Origin of the sequence: Jonesia quinghaiensis DSM 15701 (assembly GCF_000423205.1) — a bacterium.
Classification (GTDB): Bacteria; Actinomycetota; Actinomycetes; order Actinomycetales; family Cellulomonadaceae; genus Jonesia; species Jonesia quinghaiensis.
Genome location: NZ_AUHN01000006.1, coordinates 400,203 through 426,596, shown reverse-complemented (window position 1 = coordinate 426,596; position 26,394 = coordinate 400,203). Strand labels below are relative to the sequence as shown.

The 26,394-nt window shown below is 55.8% G+C and carries 25 protein-coding genes; 8 read left to right on the top strand and 17 right to left on the bottom strand.

The genetic code is table 11. The features are described 5' to 3' along the window. Positions 1–65: 65 nt before the first annotated feature. From mraZ to dinB, 3 genes are all read right to left on the bottom strand, one after another. Complete coding sequence (mraZ, locus tag G538_RS0107470) at positions 66–530, bottom strand: division/cell wall cluster transcriptional repressor MraZ (RefSeq protein ID WP_035833801.1); 465 nt, start codon at positions 528–530, stop codon at positions 66–68. 401 nt (positions 531–931) lie between these two features. Beyond that, a complete protein-coding gene (locus G538_RS0107465; RefSeq protein WP_029068826.1) occupies positions 932–1,324 on the bottom strand; it encodes a DUF3040 domain-containing protein in 393 nt (130 codons plus the stop codon). A gap of 56 nt (positions 1,325–1,380) precedes the next feature. Beyond that, positions 1,381–2,622, bottom strand: a complete 1,242-nt coding sequence (gene dinB / locus G538_RS15685) for a DNA polymerase IV (RefSeq protein ID WP_035833566.1) — start codon at positions 2,620–2,622, stop codon at positions 1,381–1,383. A 144-nt stretch (positions 2,623–2,766) separates the two neighbouring features. Here dinB and G538_RS15680 point away from each other — a divergent pair, with 144 nt between their 5' ends. Next, a complete protein-coding gene (locus G538_RS15680; protein WP_051196705.1) occupies positions 2,767–3,729 on the top strand; it encodes a spermidine synthase in 963 nt (320 codons plus the stop codon). Here G538_RS15680 and G538_RS0107450 read toward each other — a convergent pair. Then, positions 3,726–4,670 carry a PAC2 family protein gene (locus G538_RS0107450; protein ID WP_245566818.1) on the bottom strand — a complete coding sequence of 315 codons (945 nt, stop codon included), beginning with the start codon at positions 4,668–4,670 and terminating at the stop codon, positions 3,726–3,728. The two genes, G538_RS15680 and G538_RS0107450, sit on opposite strands and share 4 nt — an antisense overlap. Positions 4,671–4,864: 194 nt before the next feature. On the opposite strand from G538_RS0107450, the gene G538_RS0107445 reads away from it, so the two are divergent. The 3 genes from G538_RS0107445 (at position 4,865) to G538_RS0107435 (ending at position 9,495) form a co-directional block, all read left to right on the top strand. After that, positions 4,865–7,081 (top strand): HelD family protein, encoded by a 2,217-nt coding sequence (locus tag G538_RS0107445; protein ID WP_029068824.1) that lies wholly within the window; start codon positions 4,865–4,867, stop codon positions 7,079–7,081. A gap of 83 nt (positions 7,082–7,164) precedes the next feature. Further along, positions 7,165–8,373, top strand: coding sequence for a phosphoglycerate dehydrogenase (serA, locus tag G538_RS0107440; RefSeq protein WP_035833564.1), 1,209 nt, complete (start codon positions 7,165–7,167; stop codon positions 8,371–8,373). Positions 8,374–8,490: 117 nt separating this feature from the next. Then, the gene (locus tag G538_RS0107435; RefSeq protein WP_245566817.1) at positions 8,491–9,495 is read left to right on the top strand and encodes an aldo/keto reductase; all 1,005 of its coding nucleotides are present in this window, start codon (positions 8,491–8,493) and stop codon (positions 9,493–9,495) included. Positions 9,496–9,547: 52 nt separating this feature from the next. Here the strand turns inward: G538_RS0107435 and nrdR are convergent, their stop codons facing one another. Continuing rightward, positions 9,548–9,994 (bottom strand): transcriptional regulator NrdR, encoded by a 447-nt coding sequence (gene nrdR, locus G538_RS15675; protein WP_035833562.1) that lies wholly within the window; start codon positions 9,992–9,994, stop codon positions 9,548–9,550. Positions 9,995–10,054: 60 nt separating this feature from the next. Beyond that, the gene (locus tag G538_RS17320; protein WP_051196701.1) at positions 10,055–10,531 is read right to left on the bottom strand and encodes a LysM peptidoglycan-binding domain-containing protein; all 477 of its coding nucleotides are present in this window, start codon (positions 10,529–10,531) and stop codon (positions 10,055–10,057) included. A 239-nt stretch (positions 10,532–10,770) separates the two neighbouring features. Here G538_RS17320 and lexA point away from each other — a divergent pair, with 239 nt between their 5' ends. Then, positions 10,771–11,523: a transcriptional repressor LexA gene (gene lexA, locus G538_RS0107420; protein ID WP_029068821.1), complete on the top strand. Its 753-nt coding sequence runs from the start codon at positions 10,771–10,773 to the stop codon at positions 11,521–11,523. Positions 11,524–11,615: 92 nt separating this feature from the next. Here the strand turns inward: lexA and G538_RS0107415 are convergent, their stop codons facing one another. The 3 genes from G538_RS0107415 to hflX form a co-directional block, all read right to left on the bottom strand. After that, a complete protein-coding gene (locus tag G538_RS0107415) occupies positions 11,616–12,614 on the bottom strand; it encodes an L-lactate dehydrogenase (RefSeq protein ID WP_029068820.1) in 999 nt (332 codons plus the stop codon). A gap of 44 nt (positions 12,615–12,658) precedes the next feature. Beyond that, positions 12,659–14,668 carry an ATP-dependent DNA helicase gene (locus tag G538_RS0107410; RefSeq protein ID WP_029068819.1) on the bottom strand — a complete coding sequence of 670 codons (2,010 nt, stop codon included), beginning with the start codon at positions 14,666–14,668 and terminating at the stop codon, positions 12,659–12,661. Positions 14,669–14,735: 67 nt separating this feature from the next. Continuing rightward, on the bottom strand, positions 14,736–16,271 hold the full coding sequence (gene hflX / locus G538_RS0107405) for a GTPase HflX (RefSeq protein ID WP_029068818.1): 1,536 nt from the start codon (positions 16,269–16,271) through the stop codon (positions 14,736–14,738). Between the two features lie 182 nt (positions 16,272–16,453). Between hflX and G538_RS0107400 the strand changes: the two genes are divergently transcribed. Then, positions 16,454–17,107 carry a class I SAM-dependent methyltransferase gene (locus G538_RS0107400; RefSeq protein ID WP_342664644.1) on the top strand — a complete coding sequence of 218 codons (654 nt, stop codon included), beginning with the start codon at positions 16,454–16,456 and terminating at the stop codon, positions 17,105–17,107. Between the two features lie 19 nt (positions 17,108–17,126). Here the strand turns inward: G538_RS0107400 and dapF are convergent, their stop codons facing one another. From dapF to G538_RS0107385, 3 genes are read right to left on the bottom strand one after another with little or no spacing between them, the layout of a single operon-like run. Beyond that, on the bottom strand, positions 17,127–18,065 hold the full coding sequence (gene dapF, locus G538_RS0107395) for a diaminopimelate epimerase (protein WP_029068816.1): 939 nt from the start codon (positions 18,063–18,065) through the stop codon (positions 17,127–17,129). Beyond that, a complete protein-coding gene (gene miaA / locus G538_RS0107390; RefSeq protein ID WP_051196699.1) occupies positions 18,062–19,060 on the bottom strand; it encodes a tRNA (adenosine(37)-N6)-dimethylallyltransferase MiaA in 999 nt (332 codons plus the stop codon). Before miaA ends, dapF begins: the two co-directional genes overlap by 4 nt. After that, a complete protein-coding gene (locus G538_RS0107385; RefSeq protein ID WP_157544350.1) occupies positions 19,053–19,742 on the bottom strand; it encodes a hypothetical protein in 690 nt (229 codons plus the stop codon). The genes miaA and G538_RS0107385 overlap by 8 nt, the downstream gene beginning before the upstream one ends. Positions 19,743–19,819: 77 nt before the next feature. Here G538_RS0107385 and G538_RS15665 point away from each other — a divergent pair, with 77 nt between their 5' ends. Both G538_RS15665 and G538_RS15660 read left to right on the top strand, forming a co-directional pair. Continuing rightward, positions 19,820–20,374: a YbjN domain-containing protein gene (locus G538_RS15665; RefSeq protein WP_035833560.1), complete on the top strand. Its 555-nt coding sequence runs from the start codon at positions 19,820–19,822 to the stop codon at positions 20,372–20,374. Next, positions 20,371–20,886, top strand: coding sequence for a YbjN domain-containing protein (locus tag G538_RS15660; protein WP_051196697.1), 516 nt, complete (start codon positions 20,371–20,373; stop codon positions 20,884–20,886). The genes G538_RS15665 and G538_RS15660 overlap by 4 nt, the downstream gene beginning before the upstream one ends. A gap of 9 nt (positions 20,887–20,895) precedes the next feature. On the opposite strand, the gene miaB is transcribed toward G538_RS15660, so the two are convergent. The 5 genes from miaB to G538_RS0107350 all read right to left on the bottom strand — a co-directional run bounded on the left by miaB (position 20,896) and on the right by G538_RS0107350 (position 26,386). Next, on the bottom strand, positions 20,896–22,434 hold the full coding sequence (miaB, locus tag G538_RS15655) for a tRNA (N6-isopentenyl adenosine(37)-C2)-methylthiotransferase MiaB (protein WP_425402185.1): 1,539 nt from the start codon (positions 22,432–22,434) through the stop codon (positions 20,896–20,898). A gap of 247 nt (positions 22,435–22,681) precedes the next feature. Next, entirely contained in the window at positions 22,682–24,127 is a 1,446-nt protein-coding gene (gene rny, locus G538_RS0107365; protein ID WP_029068813.1) for a ribonuclease Y, read from the bottom strand. 110 nt (positions 24,128–24,237) lie between these two features. Continuing rightward, on the bottom strand, positions 24,238–24,786 hold the full coding sequence (locus tag G538_RS15650) for a regulatory protein RecX (protein WP_051196695.1): 549 nt from the start codon (positions 24,784–24,786) through the stop codon (positions 24,238–24,240). 6 nt (positions 24,787–24,792) lie between these two features. Next, positions 24,793–25,884, bottom strand: a complete 1,092-nt coding sequence (recA, locus tag G538_RS0107355) for a recombinase RecA (protein ID WP_029068812.1) — start codon at positions 25,882–25,884, stop codon at positions 24,793–24,795. 268 nt (positions 25,885–26,152) lie between these two features. After that, a complete protein-coding gene (locus G538_RS0107350) occupies positions 26,153–26,386 on the bottom strand; it encodes a DUF3046 domain-containing protein (RefSeq protein WP_029068811.1) in 234 nt (77 codons plus the stop codon). Between the last annotated feature and the right edge of the window lie 8 nt (positions 26,387–26,394).

Here is a 26,394-nt window from a genome sequence, read left to right as displayed (position 1 = left end):
CCACCGTCGCCATCTGGCACCGGGGAAGGTGTGACAGATGACGGTAGGAGACCTCACCAGACGGATCAGAATTGCAGGTCGGGGAAAATCTGCTCTGCCGTTTGTGCGTACCCTTCTTCTTGCTCTTGGAGGTACCGGTCCCATGTCTCGGCATCCCAAATTTCTACACGCGAACCCGCCCCAATTACGGCGACATCACGATCTAACCCGGCGTACTGCCGCAGAGCTGCAGGCAGCGATACACGCCCTTGTTTGTCCGGCATTTCATCGCTGGCCCCTGAGAGAAACACTCGCATATAGTCTCTAGCCTGCCGAGACGTCACGGGCGCTTGTCGCAAGTGCTCGTACATTCGCCGAAACTCCTCCATCGGTAGCAGGAACAGACATCTCTCCTGACCACGAGTGAGGACAAGACCAGAAGAAAACTGCCCACGAAACTTCGCAGGAAGGATCAACCGACCTTTGTCGTCAAGCTTTGGCGTATAGGTCCCCAAAAAGAGGTGAGGAATAGCGTCCAAGATGTCATGCATCGAGGCCACCCCTTCCCCTCCAGCTTGTTGTTCCCATACAGATGGGGAGAAGTGTTCCTCGCCAAAACGACGATCATCCTCTACCCTCCGACTGCCTCCACGTTACTCCACTTCGCTCCACAGTCTCTCATAGAGTCGGCAGATTTCACCTTGTCGTGAGTGAAATTGCTGGTCAAAGTTGGGGGAGGTTTGTGGAGGGAATTTCGACCTAACACTCGCTTCTACCAAGTACGCCGACTATCACAATCGCATTACCACTGGTCACGGACTTAGGTCCCCTATAAATGCGAGGCCAGACATCTCGAGCCTCGTTCCACGGGGAGGGAAGTGGAGAGACACAAACGGCTGGGGCCGCACACTATGTGTGCGGCCCCAGCCGTTTGAAGACTTATCCGAGAAGGCTATTCTCCCCGCGAGCGCTTGTCCCATCGTTCTTCCATGCGTTGCATGAACCCTTGTTGCTTGGACTGTTTGCGTGGTGCAGCCCGCCCTTTGGTGGCTCCCGAATCGGATACCACTCTCAGATCGGGCCCACTTTTCTTTGGCGCTGACAGGGCGTATGTCACCCCTAAAAACATCACCGCAAAACCAATTACACCAAGCCAGATAGCACTAGTCATCACCGCGACGATGAGTAGTCCTAATCCGATTGCCAGCGCAACAACAGCAATGACGAAGCGGGTCGTTGTTGATCCTCGACGCCCGCTCATCGTTGATGCAAGTCGCGGATCTTCGGAACGAAGCTCCTTTTCGAGCTGTTCAAGTATGCGTTGTTCGTGTTCTGACAGAGGCATGGCGACCCCCGATTCTCGTCTCCGTCGGTGCCCTACTACAAGGATAGAGGAGGGCATCACGTCTTGGGTAGTTGAAGACCCGATTGTACTCCAATAGATATGGCATTTACTCCGAATCTGCGGCGAATCTCATCGACGGCACCATCAGATCGGCGATTCACGTCCGCTGATCCGTCGAGGACGTCGTCGAATGTCTCTTGAAAAGCGACATCGCGGCGTTGAGTGATGCGCTCTACCCGAATTCCCACCAAGCGGACCCGCTGTCCTGGTGTGAGGTTCCGTCCCATAAGCGCCCACGCTTCGTGGAACAAAACCGCCGTTGAATCTGTGGGACTGTCAAGAGTTCTTGAACGGGTAGTCGTTCGGAAATCAGCATCTCGAACTTTTATACTCACCACATATCCCACAACACCCAGGCTTCTCAATCGGCTTGCCACGCGATCAGCCAAACTGCGCATGTGATCTTTCAACGCCTGGGGGTCACTCACGTCACAGGTAAAGGTGTGCTCAGCGCCAACACTCTTCTCCTCACGCCCCGGTGTTACTGTGCGGTCGTCAACGCCGTGAGCTAGACGATGCAGTTGGGTTGCAGCAGCGTTCCCGACGATTCGAGCTAGGTGTGTGACGTCCATGCGAGCTATTTCTTCGACGCGTGTTATCCCCCAGTCGCGCAACCGACTTTCGGTCTTCTCCCCCACTCCCCACAACGCCCCAACGGGAAGTACATGGAGGAAGTCGATTGTTCGTTGATCGGGTATTACTAGTAACCCATTGGGTTTGGCTTGGGTAGAAGCGAGCTTGGCGACGAATTTGTTCCGGGCTATGCCTATTGAACACGTCACTGCATGGTCGTGTTCCACTTGTGCTCGGATTTTTTTGGCAAGCACTGACCGCGCGCCCGGCCCGCCAGGAACACCGGAAACATCAACAAAGGCTTCGTCGATCGATACTTGCTCAACTACTGGGGAAGCATCATGCAACATTGCCATCACAGCACGTGAGACCTGGGAGTATCGCTCATGACGCGGAGGGACAAATACTGCGTGAGGCGCCAAGATACGGGCCCTCACCGTTGGCATTGCGGACCTCACGCCCAACTTTCTTGCCTCATAGGAAGCGGCTAGAACCACGGAACGCTCTCCCCCTGCTACGACTACAGGCCGTCCATGCAGCTCGGGTTGATCAGCAATTTCGACAGATGCATAGAACGCATCCATGTCAACGTGCATCACTGATAAGCCCTGTTCGTCGGTACCCCAGTCACGCTGAGCTGAGAGCTCTCTCGGCGCGTTGCTCATAGCGTGGTTCCGATCTTCGTGGGTTGGTGTTGTGGAGTGCAGGTTTCGCTTGTGCGCCTCATCCTTTTTACATCTTCGAACAAGAGTTCGAAGATGGCAAGAGAAGATAGCGGAAATCCCGTCAGATCGTGATGTGATAGTGCCATGGCCCGCTCCTCATCTCGTTCCGCCACGCGCCGCGCCGACTCTCAGCGGCCTTCATCGTCTCGTCAAATCCCCATCGGAGAAACTGTCACCACTGCGTTCAGTTCAGTGCGGTTGGAGGCAGATCGAGATTCGGCGCACCGCATCACGCTGTTTCTTGACGAGACACCGAGCTCTTTTATTGACCTTGCTGACCCGTTGAACGTGGGATTTGAGTACCTTGACACGATGTTTCGGGTGATTACTACAGTTTTGCCAGATGCGGGGAGAATTCTTCACCTCGGGGCTGCGGGCTGCTCCCTTGCTCGTGCTCTACACGTCGCACTTCCCACCGCGCACCAGATCGCCGTGGATTACGATGCTGAACTCTTGACTCTCGCGCGCAAGTGGTTCGATTTACCGCGGTCCCCCGCATTGCGCCTTCGTGGAGGTGACGCATTAGCCGAGTTAGCAACCATGCAGCCAGGGTCCTGCGACGCGATTATTCGAGACATTTTTGCTGCTGGGGCTATCCCCCACCACGTCATGGACCAGACGATGGTGCACACTGCCCTCGATCGTTTAAAACCAGGCGGGCTTTATCTGATCAATAGCGCTGATCGACAGCCCCTCACCCTTGTTCGCAGAGAAGTCGCAACGCTTGCTTGGGCTCTCACCGAATTCGCACTCGAGCAGGATCTTGGGAGTTTTAACCCCTATGACCACCTAGTTCTCGTTGCTGAACCAAGCATCCTAAAGAAAAGACGTTACGGCAACGTTGTGCTTATCCTTCATCGCCCCAGCGAAGATCACCAAGAAAACCCTGTCATAGAACACCCCACCATGGAACGGCAATTACGCTCCATGGCGGTGCCCGCAACAGTGGTCACCGGCCAGGCCCTACGATCCTTTGTCGCCGGACACCAGCCATTTGAACCAGCTGGCACAGGTGCATTACATGCCAGCAACACCCCTGGATCTTAGTGCGATGAATCTCCACGATGACCTTTTCGCCATTCTTGGCGCAGGAAATCTTCAAACTCAGCGCCAAGTTCATCAGCACTAGGTAGTTGAGTTTCACGCACGAGAAGCGACTCAGAATCCCGAGCTGCCATAAACGCGTCGTATTGGTTCTCTAAGCCACGAACGACTTCTGCCACCTCAGGAGATTGCTCTACTTGCCTGTCGACTTCTGCGCGCGCCTCAGCAGCAGCGTGGGCTAGTTCACCAACGCGCAAATCAAGACCAGTGACGTCTTCCAGGCGGCTTACAGCCACTAACGCACTGGGATAGTACTGAGATTGTAGGAGATAGTGCGGGACGTGTGCTGCGATGCCAACGGCATCTCGCCCTTGTTCGCCCAGTTGGAACTCTAGAAGGTTCGCGATACTTGCCGGGACTTCAACAGTCCCCACCCAGCGCGGTTGGGTGGTCAAAAGTGAATCGCGGGTGGCATGCATGATTGCTGAGTGTTCGCGCGTGTGCGGAATGCCCATCGGAATGCCATAGACACCCACTACAAGGGATATGTTGAACTCCTCGACTAATTCACGGATAACTTCAGTGAAACCGTCCCACCGTCGATCCGGCTCGACTCCGTGCAACAGCAGGTAGTCCGTGCCCTCAGCATCACTCACGACATCAAGAGAGATGTGGGGTTGTCGGTATTCGGTCCAACGGTTCACCTCAAAAGTCATTGTGGGACGTCGTGCGTGGTAGTCGATGAGGGAGTCATGGTCGAATGTCACGAAACGCCGCACATCACCTCCAGCAATTAAATGTTCTGCGGTGATTTCCGTCACGTGCCCAGCGTCAACCAAGGGGCGCAATGCAACGATGAGAACAGGGCCAGTAGCCGCTGTCTCAGTGCGCACGCGCAACTCTTCAAGGACATCGAAGTCGAAGTCATAGAGATCGCGGTTCACGCGGATTCCTTTCTCTGGGCAAAGATCATCAGCATCAACCATCTGACCCTACCGAATGTTCCCGGGACCCCAGGACAAATACCTACCATGGGCAGACCGTATGGCTCACACGAGCACCTATGACATCGCCTCCTTGCTCGCAATGAGGGATAATAGACGGTCGCTATCTATCGCATCAGGGGCAAAGGACATCCGTGGCTGACCATCGTGAAGCGCTCGTCGAGGAACAACAGATCGTCGACCACTTATACGCAAGGCTTGATACTCTGCGTGAATCTGCCTCAACTCGTTTGGCACAGGTTCGCCGTGAAGGTCCCAGCGGATCGCCACAAAATCGTTCAGAGCGCGATTCGTTTGCAACCCACTATGAGGATCGACTGGCGTTGCTGCAAGCCGTAGAAGAACGTCTCATTTTCGGTCGGTTAGACCTGACAGAGGATGCTACGCGTTACATCGGGCGCATCGGAATGACTGATGCTAACCAGCGTTCCATCTTGACGGACTGGCGAGCACCAGCAGCTGAGCCGTTCTACCGCGCCACGTTGGCGCACCCGTTAGGCGTCCGCCAACGCCGGCACATCACGACCCGGAGGCGCACGGTCACCGCCGTTGAAGACGAGATTTTTGATCTCTCCGGCGCCACATCGACAGACCAAACAACACTGCACGGTGAAGGCGCACTGCTATCTGCGCTATCCGCTGGCCGCACAGGCAAAATGGGCGACATCGTCGCGACGATTCAACGAGAACAAGATGACATCATCCGCTCACCTCTCCAAGGTGCCGTTGTTGTGCAGGGCGGGCCCGGGACCGGGAAGACAGCTGTTGCCCTCCACCGTGCCGCATACCTGCTGTACGCGCACCGGCGCGTCCTTGAACGATCTGGGGTGCTTCTCGTTGGGCCAAGTGAACAATTCCTACGCTACATTGACCAAGTTCTCCCATCATTGGGCGAAACCGGCGTCGTCTCAACAACCCTTGGGGCGCTACTGCCCCATGTCACCGCGCACGGACACGACACCGGGCGCGGTGCAGTACTCAAGGGAGAAACACGGTTCGCTCAGTACATCAAAAACGCTGTGCGCGCACGCCAGCGCGTGCCCCAGCACGATGAAACACTGCGCATTGATGGACACGACATCGTCATCTCTCGGCGCGATGTACGAGACGCAATGGCCCGCGCTCGACGGGCAAACAAACCCCACAACGACACGTGGGAAATTTTCGCGAAAGACATGCTCAATCGACTCGCCCAACAGTATGTCGCCGACATGCCCTACCATGTGGCCGAGGAAGATCGCGGAGATATCCTCACAGAATTGCGGATGGATAAGCGGATCCGCCGCGCCATTAATCTTGCCTGGTTCCCTATCAGCGCCGCGCAGTTGGTCGACGACTTACTCTCACGTGAGCACCGACTCGCTGAGGCTGCGCCAGACCTCTCCCCCGCAGATCGCCAAGCCCTCTTGCGCCCAGCCGGATCACCCTGGACACAAGCCGACATCCCCATCCTTGATGAAGCCGAAGAGCTCCTAGGCCCTCTGAGCCGCCCAACAACCACACAGCGCACAGATGACCGTTCGTTGGAGTATGCGCGAGACGTCCTGGCGCAAACCGGAGCAGCAGGTCTAGTTTCAGCAGAAGACTTACACGCCCGATTCCAAGGAGCGAGCGCTCGCCTTTCTGTGGCTGAACGAGCGGCAAGTGACCGAGAATGGACCTACGGCCACATCATTGTTGACGAGGCACAAGAACTCTCAGCAATGGCGTGGCGATCTCTCATTCGCCGGTGTCCAACCCGCTCCTTCACCATCGTGGGTGACACCGCACAAACATCTGATCCCGCTGGTGCAACCTCATGGTCAACGATGTTTGATCCACTATTCAGTGAACACTGGACCCGGCGCGATTTGACGGTCAATTACCGAACCCCGCGCACAGTTGCTGACCTCGCAATGCGTTTTGCTGAGCTCTCAGGACTGTCGAGCAGTCCCCTCACTTCGGCGCGTGATATCCCAGATGCAGCAGCAGTCATCCATACGCAAGCTGAAGAGAGCAATGGCGTATTGATCGCTGAGGTCAATCGGTGCGTTGAGCGATATGTGACGTCTGATAGTGGACAAGTTGCTGTCCTGAGTGCACCAAGCCGAATCGCCGCAGTTCGTGAGTTACTTGCAAGCGTTCAGACTGGTGCACACGCGGTGCGCCCGTCGGGTCTTGTCATTCTTACCCCGCGTGAAGCTAAAGGTTTGGAGTTTGACGCGGTAGTCGTCGAATCTCCAGAGCGCATGAGCGAAGAACTCAGCGCTTCAGACCTCTTTGTTGCTCTCACTCGTCCGACACAGTATTTGTGTGTCGTCACTGACCGTGTGGTGCCGTGGCTCAGTGATTTATCGGAAGATGATGCATGAGTACTAACTCGTCTGTGGCCGTTAGATAGTCCAGCGGTCAAGACGGTTTGGTATCACCGCCCGTGCTGGAGGAATATGGAGATGTGTTGAAAGCGCTGCTTCTCGAAAACGTCCACCCACTCACTGTGGAGATCCTCTCCGCCCATGGGTATGAGGTCATCACACGATCTGGTGCCCTCGACGAGGCTGAACTCATCGAAGCTCTCGACGGAGTCCACCTTCTTGGTATTCGGTCTAAAACCCATGTCACCGCCCAAGTCATCAACAATGCACCTGACCTCATTGCTATTGGTGCCTTTTGTATTGGGACTAACCAGATTGATCTTGCGGCAGCAGCTGAGCGGGGTGTCGCAGTATTTAACGCACCGTTCTCTAATACCCGTTCTGTTGTGGAGATGGCGATCTCGGAGATGATCTCGCTGACTCGCCGTCTACCCGAGCGCAACAAGGCTATGCACGAGGGCACGTGGGACAAGACAGCGGAAGGCTCTCACGAGATCCGTGGAAAAACTCTTGGCATCATTGGGTACGGAAACATTGGTACTCAGTTGTCAGTTCTCGCGGAAAACCTCGGCATGTCCGTGGTGTTTTACGACACCGCTGAAAAACTTGCTTTGGGTAACGCCCGTCGCGCCCACTCCCTTAACGAATTGTTAGAGTCGGCTGACGTCGTCACAATCCACGTAGATGGCCGGCCTGGGAACGCTGGCTTGTTCGGCGCTGAGCAATTTTCCATGATGCGTCGTGGGGCCATATTCCTCAACCTCTCTCGCGGTTTCGTCATGGATAACGCTTCCCTGCGGGACGCCATCGTGTCAGGGCACATCGCGGGAGCGGCCGTTGATGTCTTCCCCACTGAACCCAAAAAACGGGGCGACTCCTTCGAATCCGAACTTCGCGGGTTACCAAACGTTATCCTCACCCCGCACATCGGCGGTTCCACCCTCGAGGCGCAAGAAGCCATTGGTGAGTTCGTTGCCAACAAGCTCAGGGACTATGTGCGGACCGGCTCGACGACACTGTCTGTCAACTTGCCGAACCTCGCGTTGGAAACCACCACTGGTATCACTCGTGTAGCGTTCCTGCACCGAAACACCCCTGGTGTGTTGGCAGCCGTGAACAACGCATTGGCCACGCACAACGTCAACATCGAAGGCCAGTTGCTTGCGACCCGCGGTGAATACGGGTACGTCGTCACTGATGCAGGGTCGACTGTGGATATCGAAGCACTTGACGCTCTGAAGAGCATCGACCAGTACATTCGAATCCGCACTCTGCCTCCCACGCACTAACGATGAGCATCAATGTGGGGTGACAACTGGTTCAGTTGTCACCCCACATTGTCGTACCGTAGAACTATGAAAACCCCGTCTTCGCATGTCAAAGCTTTACCAACCACACCTCTTCCGATGCGACAGGCGCCCGGGACCGGGCTGCGTTTCCCCACGATAAGTTTGGGTTTATGGCAGAACTTCGGGGACCGATCACCTGAAGAGTCCGCTCGGGCGGTTGCATTACGGGCATGGGAAGCCGGGATCTTCCACTTCGACCTTGCCAACAACTACGGCCCACCGGGGGGTGCTGCGGAGGAATTTACTGGACGGTTCTTCACACGAGACCTGCCAGGGCGCCGCAATGAACTGTTGTTGTCCACCAAAGCCGGCTACCGGATGCACCCTGGGCCCTACGGGGAAGGTGGGTCGCGAAAGTACCTCATCAGTTCACTCGAATCGAGCCTTCGACGCCTCCGTACTGACTACGTCGATATCTTCTATTCCCATCGGTTTGACCCCACCACTCCCCTTGAAGAAACTCTGGGAGCGCTCAAAACGTTGGTGGACCAGGGCAAGGCTCTGTCAGTGGGAATTTCCTCATATTCCGCGTTACGAACTCGTGAAGCATTGGACATTGCTGAAGCAATTGACCTGAAAATTGCTGTGCATCAATCGTCATATTCCCTGGTCAACAGATGGATCGAAGAACCCAACAACTCAGGAGAATCTGTCCTCTCGTTGGCAAGCACAGCACCCTATGGGGTCGTTGCTTTCTCCCCGTTAGCACAGGGGTTGCTCACCACCAAGTATCTGGACGGGATTCCATCAGATTCACGAGCAGCCAACAGTCCCTCTTTCAACCCTGGCTACATCAGTGCAGAAAACCTCGAACGCATTCGGGCATTGACCTCGATAGCTGAACGCCGTGGAATGTCACTTGCTCAGTTAGCAGTAGCCTGGTGTTTACGAGACAAGCGAGTGTCATCGGTTCTCATCGGACCAAGAACGGTGGACCAACTCGATGAACTACTTCACGCCGCTTATGCTCCTGAATTAGACGCAAACGATCTGCAAGACATTGATGTCTATGCACGAGACGGTGGCGTGAATTTATGGGCGTCCCGTTCCAGTGACCTCTAGCGACATCTCACACAGCACGTAGCAGGAATGTGGTGTCGTAGCAGACATCCTGTTAGTGCGCGGAACGTAACTCAGATATTGCCTGATCGAAGTCTTCCAACGAGTCAAAATTTTGGTAGACACTTGCGAAGCGCAGATATGCCACTTCGTCCAGTTGCTTCAATGGGTCAAGGATTGAGCGCCCCACGTCATAGGCGTCAATCTCGGCGCTTCCCTGCCCCCGAATAGCTTCTTCAACAGCTTGCGCAAGCTTGGCCAGGTCATCATCAGATACCGGACGCCCTTGGCACGCTTTACGAACCCCGTTTATGACCTTTTGCCGTGAGAACGGTTCGGTCACTCCGGAACGTTTAACCACTGACAAACTCGCAGTCTCCACGGTCGTGAAACGCTTACTACACTCGGGGCACTGGCGCCGGCGGCGGATTGCCGAACCATCTTCCGAGGTCCTCGAATCCACGACGCGAGAATCGGGGTTACGGCAGAAGGGACAGTGCACAAATACTCCTTAGTACTGAATCTAAGGACTACTGTACGCAAAGTCTGTTCCCCTCCCAACTCAAGGGGCAGGTATGAGCAGGACCTCTCCAACTTGGAGGTTTGCGGAAGCCATATTGTTTACTTCACGGATTTCTTGCACAACGTCACGGGGGTCACGTTGGGGAGCATGATCTCGAGCAATATCCCATAGGGTCTCACCCGTTCCCACTGCATGGAAGAGGATCTCTTGTGGCCGTTGCACAGGATCCGCAAAGGCATTGCCACCCAAAAATATCCCCGTCCCAAGTGCAGCTGTGAGGGCAACTACCCACACGACGATGCGGCCGCGACGAGTCAGTCGCATTCCACCGAGCCCTAAGAATCCTTCACCGGGCGTTGATGAGGTATCCGCCATGCGTTGGGACGCAACATCATGTTGTTCCGGCGAGGTGCGTAGAGCACGAAGTTGGGACGCAGTCATGCGAGCCGTGGTTGGCGAAGAGTGAACAGTCCTGGGGAACGGGATCAACTGAGCTGATGCAGTCTGCTGAGTCATGTGGGGGTCTCCTTGTCAGCACGAAACCGGCTTCACCGGATTCGAACATACGTTCGTTAGAACAAGTGTACGAACATTCTTACACACAGGGAACAGATTCTCGCCGTGTCGCTCGAACATATGTTTGAAAATCACCTGTTCTGCCCTAGTGTTAGTACCACAACACATTTGAGCAGCAGCCTGTGACATCGTGCGCGTGTCTGCGCCGCATACTGACCACCCACGACATGGAGATCACAATGCCCAAGGTCGCCACAGCCGGCACGTCAGTGCAGGCCACACCCCTGACACCGCGCCAAGCAGCTGTCCTCGATTTTATTTCTCATAGCCTCGCTGATCGCGGATATCCGCCGAGTATGCGAGAGATTGGGCATGCTGTCGGGCTCACCAGCCCATCGAGCGTAAAACACCAGCTCAAAGTTTTAGAGGAGCGTGGATACCTCCGCCGGGATCCACACCGACCACGCGCTATTGAGGTGGTCACCCAACATTCCGATATGCAAACAACTTCTAGCGACACAGCTGGGGCTACCTCACTTACCCGAGCGCCGTCATCACGTAGCGGCGCAACGGGTCGCACAGCGAAGCGCAAGGAAACGAAGGAATCTACCTCGACGCACCTTCGCCAAGTTCCGCTCGTTGGACGGATCGCTGCTGGTTCTCCCATCCTGGCAGAGCAAGACATCGAAGCAGTCTTCGAGCTGCCCCGCCAACTCGTAGGAGATGGTGATGTGTACATGTTGGAAGTTCGCGGGGATTCAATGATTGACGCCGCGATCTGCGACGGTGACTGGGTCGTTGTTCGGCGTCAAAACGTTGCCGAAAATGGTGAAATTGTTGCCGCAATGATTGACGGCGAAGCTACAGTGAAAACCCTGAAGAATAAGGGCGGTCACCGATGGCTGATGCCCCATAACCCGCAGTACGAACCGATCCTCGGCGACGACGCAGAGATTCTCGGAAAAGTAGTGTCCGTGCTGAGATCTGTGTAGTCACCACTGGCAGATAACACGACCAGAGGGTCTGGTGTGGAGAGAAGTTTCTTCTCTCCACACCAGACCCTCACTCAATGTGGCGAACTATCCTAGAAACCAAATTGTCGCGCCACGTCCCGCAGGGACTGGCCAGAGGCACGCAATTGCGCTATTTCATCATCGGACATTGGCACAAGGAGACGGTCTGTGCACCCACTGCGTCCAACGATTGATGGGACAGATAAACAAACATCTGAGATCCCGTAGTAGTCATTGAGTTGGGTAGAGACAGGCAACACACGGTGCTCATCATTGAGTACCGCTTCAATGATCCGTGAACCAGCAAGCGCAACAGCGTAGTTCGTTGCACCTTTTCCTTCGATGATTCGGTAAGCGGATTTCACGACCTCTTCCGCTACGTCTTCGCGGCGCTGGGCTGACAGCGGGCTCCGCCCATCCACCCCAGGCCAATCGAGCAACGGTACACCGCCGATAGTTGCGGAACTCCACAACGGGAACTCCGAATCACCGTGCTCCCCCACCATGTAGGCGTGGACGTTTTGCACAGCTACGGCACATTCACGAGCTAAGACGTAGCGCAACCGCGATGAGTCAAGAACCGTACCGGAACCGAAGAGCTGCTCTTGGGGAAGTCCGGAAACTTTCAACGCCGCATAAGTTACAACATCAACCGGGTTAGTCACCATCACGTAGACCGCGTTGGGGGCGACCTCTTGCAACTGTGGCAAAATCTTCTTCACGAGGGATATGGTGGCTGCCGCAAGGTCAATTCGGGTTTGCCCTGGCTTTTGTTTTGCCCCGGCTGTCACCATGATGATGTCGGCGTCTCGGCACACTTCAACGTCGTCTGAACCAATCACCTGCGCCATGGGCATGAACTGAATCCCGTGAGACAAATCCAGTACTTCCGCTTGCACCTTGGCTGCGTTGATGTCGTACAGGGCAACCGTGCGCGCCGATCCTCGCATGAGTGCTGCGTACGCCATGGTTGCGCCCACTGCGCCTGCTCCAACAATCGCGACCTTGGACGTTCGGCGAGTTGGTCGGACCTCAGGCGATGCATTGGGGGTTTGTGGCTCGAAGTACATGAATTGCTCCTCGCGTCGTTGGTGCTGGTCAACACTGTACCGGGTTACGTCGTTTTTGGTTCAGTTAGTCGCGTCAGCGCAGCTACTGCGGTGTTGGTGTTTGTTGTGGGCCATAGAGGCGGGAGTGCTGACGTGAGGTAACTGCCATAGCGCGCAGTTGCCAGACGTGGGTCAAGCACAGCGACAACTCCACGGTCATTGACAGAGCGGATGAGGCGCCCAGCCCCTTGTGCCAACAGCAACGCTGCGTGGTGAGCTGCGACTGTCATGAAACCACTACCACCATTGTCGGTCACAACTTTGGTGCGCGCTGACCGTACAGGGTCATCGGGACGTGGGAAGGGAATACGGTCAATAATGACCAGCTGACATGCGTCCCCTGGAACATCCACGCCTTGCCATAACGACAGTGTGCCGAACAAGCAGGTTTCTGGGGCTTCGGAGAATTGTCGCACTAAGGTGGGCAGCTGATCGTCGCCTTGCAAAAGTATTGGGAAGTCAACACGTTTGCGCAGTGCAATAGCAGCAAGTTCTGCAGCTTTCCGCGAGGAAAACAAGGCCAGTGTTCGGCCACGCGCCGCTGAAATAAGTTGCTCGATACGGTCGAGTTGACTCTCTGTTGTGGGGCTTTGGCCAGGGACTGGTAGGTCCTTGGCAATGTACAGAATGCCTTGTCGCGGGTAGTCGAAGGGGCTACCAACGTCGAGGGTATCTAATCCTGTAGCACCTGCGAGGCCTACGGATTTTGCTGCGGAGTCAAAGTTACCGCCTATGGCCAATGTCGCAGAAGTCAAAATAGGGGTTTTTTCCTGCCACAGGGCTGTTGCCAGCAGCCCCGAGACAGACAGCGGCGCCGCATACAGGCGCGGGGCGCCAACTTCTTCACCATTTCGGGGCCGTGCGCACCATAAAACGTCGGCGGTGGTGTCTTCAGCAGCCATTCGTTCGGCGATTTCAAAAACCGCGAGCATCGCCGCTTGAGCTTGCTTCAACCCGGTGTCTCCTTGATCGTCCTTTCGATCGGGTTTAAGTTCGGTGACGAGTTGGCGGGCCGCGTCACGGACAGCACTGACAGCGTCGTGGAGATCTTCAGGTAGCCCGTTTGTGAAAGTTCGCTCAGTCGTGTCACTGAGCGCGAGCGCTAGTTGCTCGCCAGCGTAGTCGAGTTGGCTCGTCATACGACCGCCTCCTCGCCGGGCGAGGCGTGCCGCGCGGTCGATGCCCACGGGTGAGAGTTCGACGGTTGCTGCTGACGTCACGCGGTCAGTGAGTTCGTGCGCTTCGTCAACAACGAGAACTTCATGTTCTGGCAGGACCCCGGAGGATCCAGAGGCGGCGATGCCCAGCATGGTGTGGTTGGTGACAACGATGTCTGCTTCGAACGCCGTTTTTCTCGCGTTGTCTGGAAAACACTCGTCGATCAGTGGGCACGACGATCCTATGCATTCAAGGCGGTCCACGGACATTGAACGCCACGCCCGGTCACTGACCCCAGGTGTTAGGTCATCGCGGTCCCCGGTTTCAGTGTCATAGGCCCACGCAACGATGCGGCGCATCTGATCCGCCAGTGATTCTGGGCCTGCTGTGTCGGGGTGGTCGCTGCTAGCCGCAGCACCAGTTGGTGGTGAAGGTTGCGAGCCAAACAACGTATTTTCCTCTGGTGGGTAGCCGCCTTGGGCTTTATGGAGGCATACGTAGTTTCCCCACCCTTTCAGTAGCGCCATGTGGGGTGGGCGAGGTAGTTCACCAGCGAGCGCTTTGGTGATCAGTGGAAGATCGCGGGTAATGATTTGGCGCTGCAAAGCGAGTGTTGCGGTTGCTACGATGACCCGCTCGTTGGTGAGCGTTGCATGATGAACAGCTGGGACAAGGTAGGCCAGTGATTTTCCTGTCCCTGTCCCTGCTTGAACGATCAGTGGATTCCCGTTGTCCATCGCTTGCGCCACGGAAGCGGCCATGTCTTGTTGGCCGCTACGCGGTTTGCCCCCGAGTGCCTCGACAGCGTGTTGGAGCAGGGAGACCGTGGTGTCTGACGGTGTTGGTTCGTGGGGCACACAGCCATGGTAGTGGCTGGTGGTGCCTCACGTCCGCCTGTCCACAGTGTCCTGCGTTACGCAGTCTCTACGACGAAACAGCAGCCCCGTGGAGTTCGCTTGCGAGTTCCTCTCGCGCGCGGCCAACTATGTGGGTGCCGCTTTCGTGGTGCTCTAGGGTGTCGATCTCTCCCTCGCTGTGCATGCGCGACAAGAGATCACCTCGGGAGTAGGGAAGGATGAGATCAATGTCGATGCCAGGCGTTGGTAACGATGCCGCGATGAAGTCAAGTAACCCGTCGATGCCCTCGCCCGTGTGCGCTGATACGGCGAAAACAGAGCGCTCAGTGGCACGAATGTGTGCGATCTGCTCGGGGTCCGCGATATCTGACTTATTGACAACAATTATTTCAGGAATGTCATTGATGCCTTCGATGTCAGAGAGCACTGCCCGGACCGCAGCGATTTGGCTGGCGGGGTCTGGGTGAGCACCATCAACGACGTGCAAAATGAGGTCGCTGTCGCCGGCTTCCTCGAGGGTGGAACGGAATGCTTCGATGAGTTGGTGCGGTAAGTTACGCACAAAACCTACGGTATCTGCCAGGGTGTATACCCGACCGTCAGGCGTTTTAGTGCGTCGCACTGTGGGGTCGAGAGTAGCGAAGAGCGCGTTTTGCACTAGTACCCCCGCACCTGTCAACGCATTGAGGAGTGATGACTTCCCAGCGTTGGTGTATCCAACGATTGCCACCGAGGGGATGTCATTACGGTGCCGTGATGAACGTTTCGCATCACGCGCTGGTTTCATCGCGGCGATTTCGCGGCGAAGTTTTGCCACACGCGTACGAATGCGTCGGCGGTCTAACTCGATTTTTGTTTCACCGGGACCGCGGCTACCCATTCCAGCGCCCGCTGAACCAACCTGCCCACCAGCTTGGCGGGACATGGATTCACCCCAACCACGCAGTCGCGGCAGGAGGTATTCCAACTGGGCCAGTTCTACCTGTGCTTTACCTTCGCGAGACTTTGCGTGTTGGGCAAAAATATCCAAGATCAGCGCTGTACGGTCAACTACCTTCACCTTGATGATGTCTTCGAGCCCGCGGCGTTGCGAGGGGCCTAGTTCTCCATCAATGATGACGGTGTCCGCACCAACTGAACGGACGATGTCATGCAGTTCCGCAGCCTTACCCGACCCTAGGTATGTTCCGGGGTCTGGGTTACCACGCCGTTGCAGGAGGCCGTCAAGCACCTCTGATCCGGCGGTTTCTGCGAGCGCCGCTAGCTCACGCATCGACACTTCAGCTTCTTGGGTTGTCCCTCGGGTGTACAACCCGACTAGCACAACCTTTTCAAGACGTAGTTGCCGATATTCGACTTCAGTGACGTCTTCGAGTTCTGTGGACAAGCCAGCGACTCGTCGTAGAGCGCTACGCTCGGCGAGGTCAAGTTGGTCTCCGTCGAACTGGCTGTGTGATGTTCCGCCTTCTTGCAGGGCGGTTCCTGCGCGAGCAAGAATGCGCTGAACGACATCTCCGGCGATGTCTCTGTCACTGCGCGCATCCCCGGCCCAGACGTCGTTGTCGTGTTCCTGCGAGCTGTGTGGGGATGATTGTTCTTGCATGCATTCCTCAAATCTGTTGTGGTTCTGTCATTCTACGCCGTTGTGGGCAGGCGGCGCCGCGTGATGGTGTGCCTATCGTGACATGTCTGAGCGGCTGTGGCATCCCATTTTTGATGTCAGGTGACCTGTTATACCGGCCTGTGGTGGTGTTTTGCTGAGCGTGAAGCCGTTAGTCTGTTGTGGTGAGTGAGGATATGGCACAGCCTAAGACCGGACAATATTTTGATGCTGCTCCTGAGAGTGAAGACAAGCGGCGAACGATTTCGGTGACGCTCGCTGGTCGTCATGTTGATGTGGTGACGTCATCTGGTGTTTTCTCACCTGGTCATGTTGATACAGGTACCGCGGTGCTACTGCGCAAAATGGTGGCTCCGCCAGAGGGTGACGTCGTGGATGTTGGGTGTGGCTGGGGGCCCATCGCTCTCACGATGGCCATGATGAATCCTGAAGCCCGTGTGTGGGCAGTCGATGTCAATCCGCGTAGCGTTGAGTTAACGGCCCACAACGCAAAGACATTGGGTTTGTCCAATGTGAACGCTGTTTTGGCGAGCGATATTCCCAGTGAGCAGCGGTTCAAGCAGATCTGGTCTAATCCTCCTATCAGGATTGGTAAACCAGCTCTGCATGATCTTTTGACGCTGTGGTTGGGGCGTTTAGAAGTTGACGGTGATGCTTTCATGGTGGTTCAGAAGAATCTGGGTGCCGACTCGTTGGTTGCGTGGTTGAACTCTGACCAGGGTCCGTCACAGGGGAACTCTGGATTGTTGCACACATCGAAAGTCGGTAGCGCCAAGGGGTTCCGGGTATTGCGAACGGTGCGCTCCTCGGGGTCGTAATTCCCCGCTAAGTACGAAACTAACGCCCGAGCTGGTCGGTGTCGACCGTGCCATGCCCAATGAGGACAGCTGGTCCGGCAAGGAACACTTCTTCGGGAGTGATTGTTACCCGGACGCGCCCTCCTGGAACGTTAACGTTCCAGGTTGTTGGGGCGTCTGTGCCTCCCCACCGATGGACTGCAACTGCAGCTGCGCATGCGCCAGTTCCACACGATTGGGTTTCCCCCACACCTCGTTCGTGCACTCGCATAGCCAATGTGCCCGTGTGGTTTCCTTGATCATCCAACCCAACACCGAGCGGGACAACAAATTCGACGTTTGTTCCGTGTGGTGGGGTCGGGTCAACAATTGGTGTGACGGTGAGATCAAGCGCTTCAAGGTCATCGAGTGTGGGCAACGCAACAACCGTGTGGGGGTTGCCCATGGAAATACTGAGAGCAGGGCGCGCAGCAACTTCCTGGTGCTCCACATCTGAGACCGAAAGACCCCCTAAGGAGACGGTGGAATCACGAAGTGCATTGTGTTCAGCCTCAGGGAAAATGAGTCGCCCTGGCCCCATTCCCACCTGATACCAGTCACCGTGTTTGGTGATGGTCCGGATTCCAGCCCGAGTAGCAATGGGGTATGGCGTGTGGTCAGTGAATTCCACTAATCCAAGGTCTTCGAGAAAAGCTGCGAACACTCGGACACCGTTTCCACACATGGCCGCAATGGACCCATCAGCGTTCCGGTAGTCCATGAACCAGGTCACTTGTGGGTCTTGTGTGACGAGTTCAGCAACCTCAGCACTGTCTTGGGCGGCCACTAAACGGATCACACCGTCTGCACCGATTCCAGCGCGACGGTCGGTGAGCGCTACAACGTCGTCAGCTGTGAGCGTGAGCTTGTTGTCACGGTCGTCTAGCAAGACAAAATCGTTGCGGGTTCCGTGCCCTTTGGTAAACGCCAAAACAGTCATGATCCCAGACTACGCCGCGTTTGAGTGGAGTCGTGAGGGGTGATCGCTCCGTGGTCTGCGGCAGTAATCGCAGCTAGTGCATCATCAAGGAGTGTTGGCGAGAGGGCGTTACACCATGTGGTGCGGGAGTCTCGGCCAAACCATCCCATTTGTTTGCGAGTGAGTCGTCTGGTGTTTGTCACGATGTCAGTGAAAGCTTGATCCTGAGTGATCTCCCCGGCGAGGTGGCGCAGAATCTCTGCGTATCCCACTGCACGTGATGCGGTGCGACCGAAACCGCGCTCTGCCAGTGTGGCAACCTCTTGGACTAACCCGCGTTCGCGCATCGTGTCGCTTCGGAGCGTGATGCGTTGATCGAGTGTTTCTCGGTGGCAGTCCAACCCAAGAGTCACCGTAGGGCGGACTGCTGTGGCACGGGGAAGGAAAGCCGTAAACGGTTTGCCCGTCAGAGTGATCACTTCAAGGGCTCGGATGATTCTCCGGGTGTTATGCGGACCGATGCGTTCGGCTGCATCGGGGTCAAGCTCACTGAGCCGCTGAGCGAGGGGCGCTGTGCCATGAAGGCGTTCTTCATCTTCCAACGCAGTGCGCACAGCTGGGTCTGTGCCTGGGAATTGCATATCATCGGTGGCGGCTCGAATGTAGAGGCCTGAACCTCCCACCAAGATGGCTCTGCGCCCACGGCTATTAATATCTGCCATCGCTTGGTAAGCAAGCGTTTGGTAGTGGGCAACGCTGGTGTCTTCGCTGATGTCGAGGATGTCAAGGAGGTGATGGCGAATCCCACGTTGTTCCTCCGACGTGATCTTTGCCGTCCCAATATCCATTCCAGCATAGAGCTGATAAGCATCGGCGTTGATGATTTCCGCGTGCTCTGGGCCGCCAAGCGCTTGTGCAACAGACACCGCCAGGTCTGACTTTCCCGTGGCTGTTGGCCCAACAATCACGATCAATGGCAGCGGAGATTCTCCTGTGACCTCTGGTTGCTTAGACATGAGCTAACCCTGCAGGTAACGGCGCGGTCATCGTTGTGATACGCCAAGCTTTCTTATCTAGCGTGGACAACCAATCGTGGATGTCGTGTTCGTAGTGTTCTGTGCTTGGGGCTAGGCCATCAGCGTGCGCGCTGAGTGTGTGTCGCGCGATGAGAACAACAAGCGGCGATGGCAGACTCGAGCCTTCGCGGGGCGGCCCGATGCTCGTCGACACTGTTGCAGCGAACGACGGCACACCCGTAGCGTCTTGGACATTGAGTAACTGGTTCTGCGTAAAGGCTGTCGCGAGAAGAAAACGAAGTATCTCTGAACCTAAAGAACGTGGCAGCTCGAGACCTTCACTAAGACGTGCGCTATCAGCAGGTGGCAGATGCGCCGCAGCATCGGTCAACGCCGGCGATGCGAGGTCCATACCAAGGGTTCCGTACAGCGCATGCCATGGCGCGTTGAGGAAAGCGTGCTGATCCGCCCACTGCAGGTGCTCTGAAGGCGCCGCTACCGTTGGTGCGGGACGGATACCGACTAAAGGGGGCTCTGCGATGAGAAGCACATGTTTATCTGCTGTCACCTCGAGGAGCTGTTTCACGACCGCTGCTCGGTACTCACGCAGTGGGTCACGCGTCCCACCCACACCGGGAAGAAGTAGTGGGGGCACGTCAATGCTGATGATGTCACCTATCACGTGGAACACCGTAGCACTGGTGGCTCCACGCACCATACAGTGACGGCGTAACACCGATCACCGGGTACCCTTGGTCTATGGGCAGCATCGATTGGCGCACCTTGCGTTCCCGGATTACTCACTCAGCGCGACGGGAAATAACCCGGCGCCTACCGAACGAGAGCCATCGGGCGGGCGTCACTGATCCAACCCAGCCTGAGATTCCCACACCGCTATCACGGGACCGCATCGTTGAGTGGTTAACTCAACAAAACATGCCACACTTCATTGATTCCGACGGTGATGTCGGAGCGATTCAGGATTCGCGCATCTTTTACATGCTGACTTTTGGTCAGTCCAATGAGGTATTACAGGTTCGTGGCCGCTGGAATCGCCAAGCAACTATTGAGCGCGCTGAACAAATCAGAGTTTTCTGCAATGACTGGAACACCACGAAAATCTGGCCAAAAGCCTACTATCGCGTGCGCGATGATGGCATCGTCCAGGTATACGGCGAAGTCACCCACGATTTTGAGCATGGTGCCACAGCAGCTCAGCTAGGGACAACCATCGCCTGTGGCCTACACACCACGGCACAACTGTTCGATGAACTTGATCGCTACATACCCGACACCGCAATGGCACGCCGATGACGATTCTTCACACTCTTCGCAGCTTTTTCTCCCCAGCCTCTGCACAGCAGGCGGGAACTCAAGAATTACCTGTGCCCCCTACCCCTGTCACTCGAGAACGCCTAGAAGCAGTCCTGACAGCTGCACATTACAAATACTCCCGCGATGTTGATGGAGATATTTATGGTGTGTGGGATGGCAATATGGTGTGGTTTCTCTTCTTAGGCGCTGATAGCGAGTTTCTCCAAATTCGGTCCCGTTGGCACCGAGGCATTGGAGAGAACGGTTTAGCTCTGGCTGGGCAGGCTGTCAACGACTGGAACCGTGATCGTTTGTGGCCCAAAGCGTTTTTGCGAGCTGAATCACCTGAAGCATACGCGGCATACACCGAGACCACCCACGACTTCTCAGATGGCGCCACCGGTGAACAACTCACCTACTTTGTTGAGACTTCTCTCCAAACAGCCGCGCAGTTTCATCACACCATAGAACTGGTTGTGCACCCCGAAAACCCTGAAGACACAGACCGGTAGAGAGGCGCACTACCCTCGCAGCGTCGGCATTCCCAGCATGACGCCGCCGCCTGGCGCCGTGGCTGCTCCCCCACCATGACTGTGCTCTTCTGCAATAATTCCCAATCGGGTTTTCTCACGTTTCGCCCAGGCGTCACCGGCGCGAGTGCGACGCACAGCGTACGTACCCGTAGGTTGTGTTGCTGAATCTGCAACCAGATAAAACGGAGCACCACGAGTAACATCCACGCTCACCATGTCGCCGGGGCGCGGGAGGTCTGTTGGCACCTCATCAAGGAGTCGCGGGTCTGATGAATCAACGACCGCTGCACTGACGTCTCCCACTGACTCGGGTAATGCAAAGTGCACGAGACGGTTATCCTGTGCCCTGCCGGTCAATCGTTGTGTGTGGTCATCTTTACGCCCGTCACTTTCTGCAACAAGCACTTCCACTGTGCGTCCCACACAACGTTGGGCTTCTTCAGCACTGACCTTTTCTTGCAAAGCGAGCAAGCGAACGTAGCGTTCTTGCACGACCTCTTTTGGCAACTGATCAGGAAGATCGGCAGCCACTGTTCCTGGGCGCGGAGAATATTGGAAAGTATAGGCTGAACTGAACCGTGACTCTTCAACAACTCGCATTGTTTCTTGGAAGTCCTCTTCCGTTTCTCCAGGGAACCCCACAATGATGTCTGTGGTGATGGCTGCGTCTGGCATGAGTTCGCGCACTCGGTCAAGGATTCCCAGGAACTTAGCTGACCTGTAGGAACGGCGCATCGCCCGTAGTATCCGATCAGAACCGGACTGCAATGGCATGTGCAGGGAAGGCATAACATTCGGGGTTTGCGCCATCGCTTCAATGACATCGTCAGTGAAGGCCGCGGGGTGAGGAGACGTGAATCGAACACGCTCAAGCCCTTCAATTTCTCCGCATGCTCGCAGTAGTTTGGCAAACGCGCCACGGTCACCAAACTCCACACCGTAACTGTTGACGTTTTGGCCAAGTAGCGTCACCTCTACTGCACCGGCGTCAACAAGCGCTTGAACTTCAGCGAGGATTTGACCTGGCCGACGGTCACGTTCTTTGCCACGAAGATGAGGCACGATGCAGAAGGTGCAGGTGTTGTTGCATCCCACAGAAATCGACACCCACCCGGCGTATACCGACTCACGTTTAGTGGGAAGTGTGGAGGGGAATACTTGCAAAGACTCCGCAATTTCAACTTGGGCGTCTTCATTGTGGCGTGCACGTTCTAGTAATACAGGCAGCGCATCAAGATTGTGCGTACCAAAGACCACGTCGACCCAAGGCGCTTTTTCGACAATGACTCCACGGTCTTTTTGCGCCAAGCATCCGCCGACCGCGATCTGCATTCCTGGGCGGGCGCGCTTCACTGACGCAAGCTGCCCCAACTGGCCGTAAAGCTTGTTTGAAGCATTTTCCCGCACTGCGCATGTGTTGATCACGACGATGTCAGCCACCCCAGCGGCTTCTTGGTCGGCGGGAGCTTTCACGTACCCCGCATCCTCAAGCATGCCGGCCATGTGCTCCGAATCGTGAACATTCATTTGGCAGCCCAGTGTACGAACCGTATAGGTCCGTGCAGATGCTTGGTCGCGGTGTTCGGCAGTGAAGTGGTCGATGCTCACAGTGGAAGTGCTCTCAGCGTTAGAGGGGTTAGGTCTGATTGTCAGAATAGGTGGTTGATACGCGCTGCGGCGAATTCCACGCATGATAATGCGACGAGTTATCGCTCACATTGCCCGTTGCTCCCAACGGCGCGATGGGCCTTTCGGGGCGAGCACCTGCGAGGAACTATCCAGCCCGCGACGAAGAACGCGTTTCTCGGATCACCGTGATGACAACCTCACCGGGAAAGGTGGTGTGTTGTTGCACCTGACTAGCGATCTCTTGGGCAAGCGTGGGTAGGTCTTCGTCGTCAATTGCTCCTGGATCAACAATCACACGCATTTCGTGCCCTGACGATACTGCGTATACCTGATTCACACCTGTTCGTTGCGCCACGAGCGCTTCTAACTGGGTGATACGTTCTACGTAACTTGTCACATCATCTCGACGAGCGCCGGGACGGGCTGCAGAAATGGAGTCCGCAATCTGAACCAGGACTGCTTCCACGCTTCGGAAATCCTCTTCACCATGGTGCGCGCGGACGCAGTGTGCAACGTCTTCACTCTCACCAAGCTCAAGAACGAGCTGAGCACCTAAGCGAGCGTGTGATCCTTGCTGTGCAGGAGTGAGAATTTTTCCAATGTCGTGCAGTAGTCCAGCGCGACGGGCCAGTGCTCCATCAGCCCCTAATTCCTCAGCGAGCAGCCCTGCAATGAGCGCTGTCTCAACGCAGTGGTCCAAAACATTTTGGGAATATGAGGTGCGAAATCTCAGGCGCCCCAGTTGCGCGACAAGTTCAGGCGACAGTGTTCCTACCCCTGATTCTTTCACTGCGTCATAGCCTGCAGCCACTGTGCGAGGGGTCATTGATTCACGAGCGTCGTGGACGACTTCTTCAATCCGGCCTGGGTGGATGCGCCCATCAGCTATGAGTTCCTTCATCGCTGTCACCGCAACATCCCGGCGTTCTGCATCAAAGGAAGACAGCACGACACTGGAGGAATCGTCGTCAAGAATCACGTCAACGCCGGTCACCGCTTCAAAGGTGCGAATGTTACGGCCTTCTTTTCCGATGATCCGACCACGGAAATCTGCTGACGGCAGTTCCACTGCCTCTTGGGTGAGGCGGGAGGTTGCAGCAACGGCGATGCGGCTCATTGCATCAGCGAGAATGCGCTGTGACGTTTGGGTTGATTGTTGTTTGACAACAACTTCTCTGTCGCGCAAGGTCGAGCGGACATAGGCTTCGTTGTCCCGGGCCACACGATCTCGGAGTTCCGCTGTTGCTTGCTCAACGCTCATCTCGGCAATACGTGCGAGTTCCTGCGCGAGTCGCTGGTCTAGTTCGTCTCGGTCCCTGCGGATAGTTTCCTGTTGTTCCGCAAGTTCTCGGTGGCTGTCAGCAAGTGATCGTTCCTGTACGACCAGCCTGTTTTCTCGATCTGTGAGCTCTTGAGCGCGCTGCCGCGACTCATCGTCGCGTCGCTCAGTGTGAGCGAGGAGTTTTTCTGCGTCTCTGCGGGCATTGTCACGAACAACTCGTGCGTCTCTGCGGGCAGCGATGACTAGCAGCAGCGCTATCAGAGCAATAAGGAGTGTCGCGACAATGAACCCCGACTCGTTCAAGGTCATAGTCTCTTTGTCTTTTCACAGGTCAGGTTAAGTTGAAGCGCCCTCGTCGGAGCTTCGTGATCTAACCGTAATACAGATCGGACGAAAGAGGAAAAGCAGAAAGTTGCGCGTCAAGCGTGACGGTGAGAATCGGCGTTCTGTTCTTCAGCAAGTGCCGTAGAAATACAAGACATGACCACACCGGGTGAATATCCACGACGCCCCAAATAACCCGCGACCCGTCTTTTACGAGCGGTGATGTCCCCCGATGAGTCGCGGGCTAGTCGTTTACGGGCTAGTTCAAGCGCGGTTGAATACTCTGCTTCATCACTGATTTGCGAAACTGCGTCAGCAATATCTTCATCAGAGAGTTGCTTGCGGGAGAGTTCTTGCGCTATCGCACGACGCGCGCGCCCGCGTTCAGCAAATCGGGTACGTGCTACTGCTTTCGCGTACTCAGTATCGTCAATGAGCCCAACGCGTTCAAAACCCTCAAGAAGTTCAAAGATGACCTCCTCGTTGATGTCACGGCCTCTCAGCCGTTCCGTCAAATCCGCTCTACTGCGTGGCCCTGCGCTGAGGATGCGCAAGGCCACGGAGCGGGCGCGTTCTAGATCAGGATCGACGCGTAGTCGTGACTCCTCAGGAATATCGAGGTCGTCATAGTCAACGGTGGGCACTTGAGGCTACTTTTTCTTGCTCTCTGCCGTTTTCTTCACTGGTGGAGTTGCTGGTGGAGTTGCAACCGGTGCGCCTTGAGCATCGTCAGGGGACTCAGTGGGAGGAATGATGCCCAACTTTTCTTTGATCCTGCGTTCAATTTCCGCAGCGAGTTGAGGATTGTCGCGAAGGAACTTGCGCGCGTTTTCCTTCCCTTGGCCAAGTTGGTCTCCCTCGTAGGTGAACCACGACCCAGATTTCCGAACAAATCCGTGTTCCACTCCCATGTCGATCAGGCCACCTTCACGTGAGATTCCCACCCCGTAAAGGATGTCAAACTCCGCTTGTTTGAATGGAGGAGCCATCTTGTTCTTCACAACTTTGACACGCGTGCGGTTACCGACCGGTTCTGATCCTTCTTTGAGGGTTTCGATACGGCGAATGTCTAAGCGCACTGAGGCGTAGAACTTCAACGCCTTACCACCGGTGGTTGTTTCTGGAGAGCCGAAGAACACCCCAATTTTCTCACGCAACTGGTTAATGAAAATCGCCGTGGTTCCTGTCGTTGACAGAGCGCCGGTGATTTTCCGCAGAGCCTGAGACATCAAACGCGCTTGGAGACCAACGTGCGAGTCTCCCATTTCACCTTCAATTTCCGCCTTAGGGACCAGCGCAGCAACAGAGTCAACGACGATCAAGTCAATAGCACCGGACCGAATAAGCATGTCGGTGATCTCTAGCGCTTGTTCACCGGTGTCTGGCTGTGACACAAGAAGCGCATCGGTGTCGACACCCAACTTCTTGGCATATTCGGGGTCAAGGGCGTGTTCTGCGTCGATGAATGCCGCGATGCCGCCATTGCGTTGCGCATTGGCAACAGCATGGAGTGCAACAGTTGTTTTACCGGAGGATTCTGGGCCGTACACCTCAACGATGCGACCGCGTGGAAGTCCACCTATACCTAGAGCCACGTCCAAAGCAATTGACCCTGTGGGGACAACCTCAACCTTTTGCCGATTGTCATCTCCGAGACGCATGATCGAGCCTTTACCGAATTGTCGGTCGATCTGGCCGAGTGCGGCTTCCAGTGCCTTCTCGCGGTCTGGTGAAACTGCCATGTGGGAGAATCCATTCTTCGTTGTGAACCTCATCCAAGGTTCGAGGATGTTATGTCATCACACTCAACATAGGTGAGGCAACGAACGTTTCACCGAGCATATCGATCCCCTCTGACATCCCCACGAACTTACAGAGAACCTGTGGAAGAGGTCACGAAAACCAGATCGATAACTCGATGTGGACAACCAGTCTCAACCCACTGTACTACGAACACTTGTTCGAATGCGTCGTTGCCGCGTCATGATCTCACGAGGCAACTCTCACACGTTATGGGCGAGGCGGCGCCTGCCGGTAGCGGTCTTTGCCCCATCGCCGAGCATCGGGAATATCCATCGCATCACACAGTGCATGCCACACATGACGTGGCTCAACTCCATCGTCAAGGGCTTGAGCTGCGGTACGGTCGCCCAAAACCGACAGAACCTGGTCTGCTACCAAGGTACGGCCGTATCGGGGATCGAAAACCTCATCAACAAGAAGCCAAAAATCACGCAAACGCACTCCCCTAT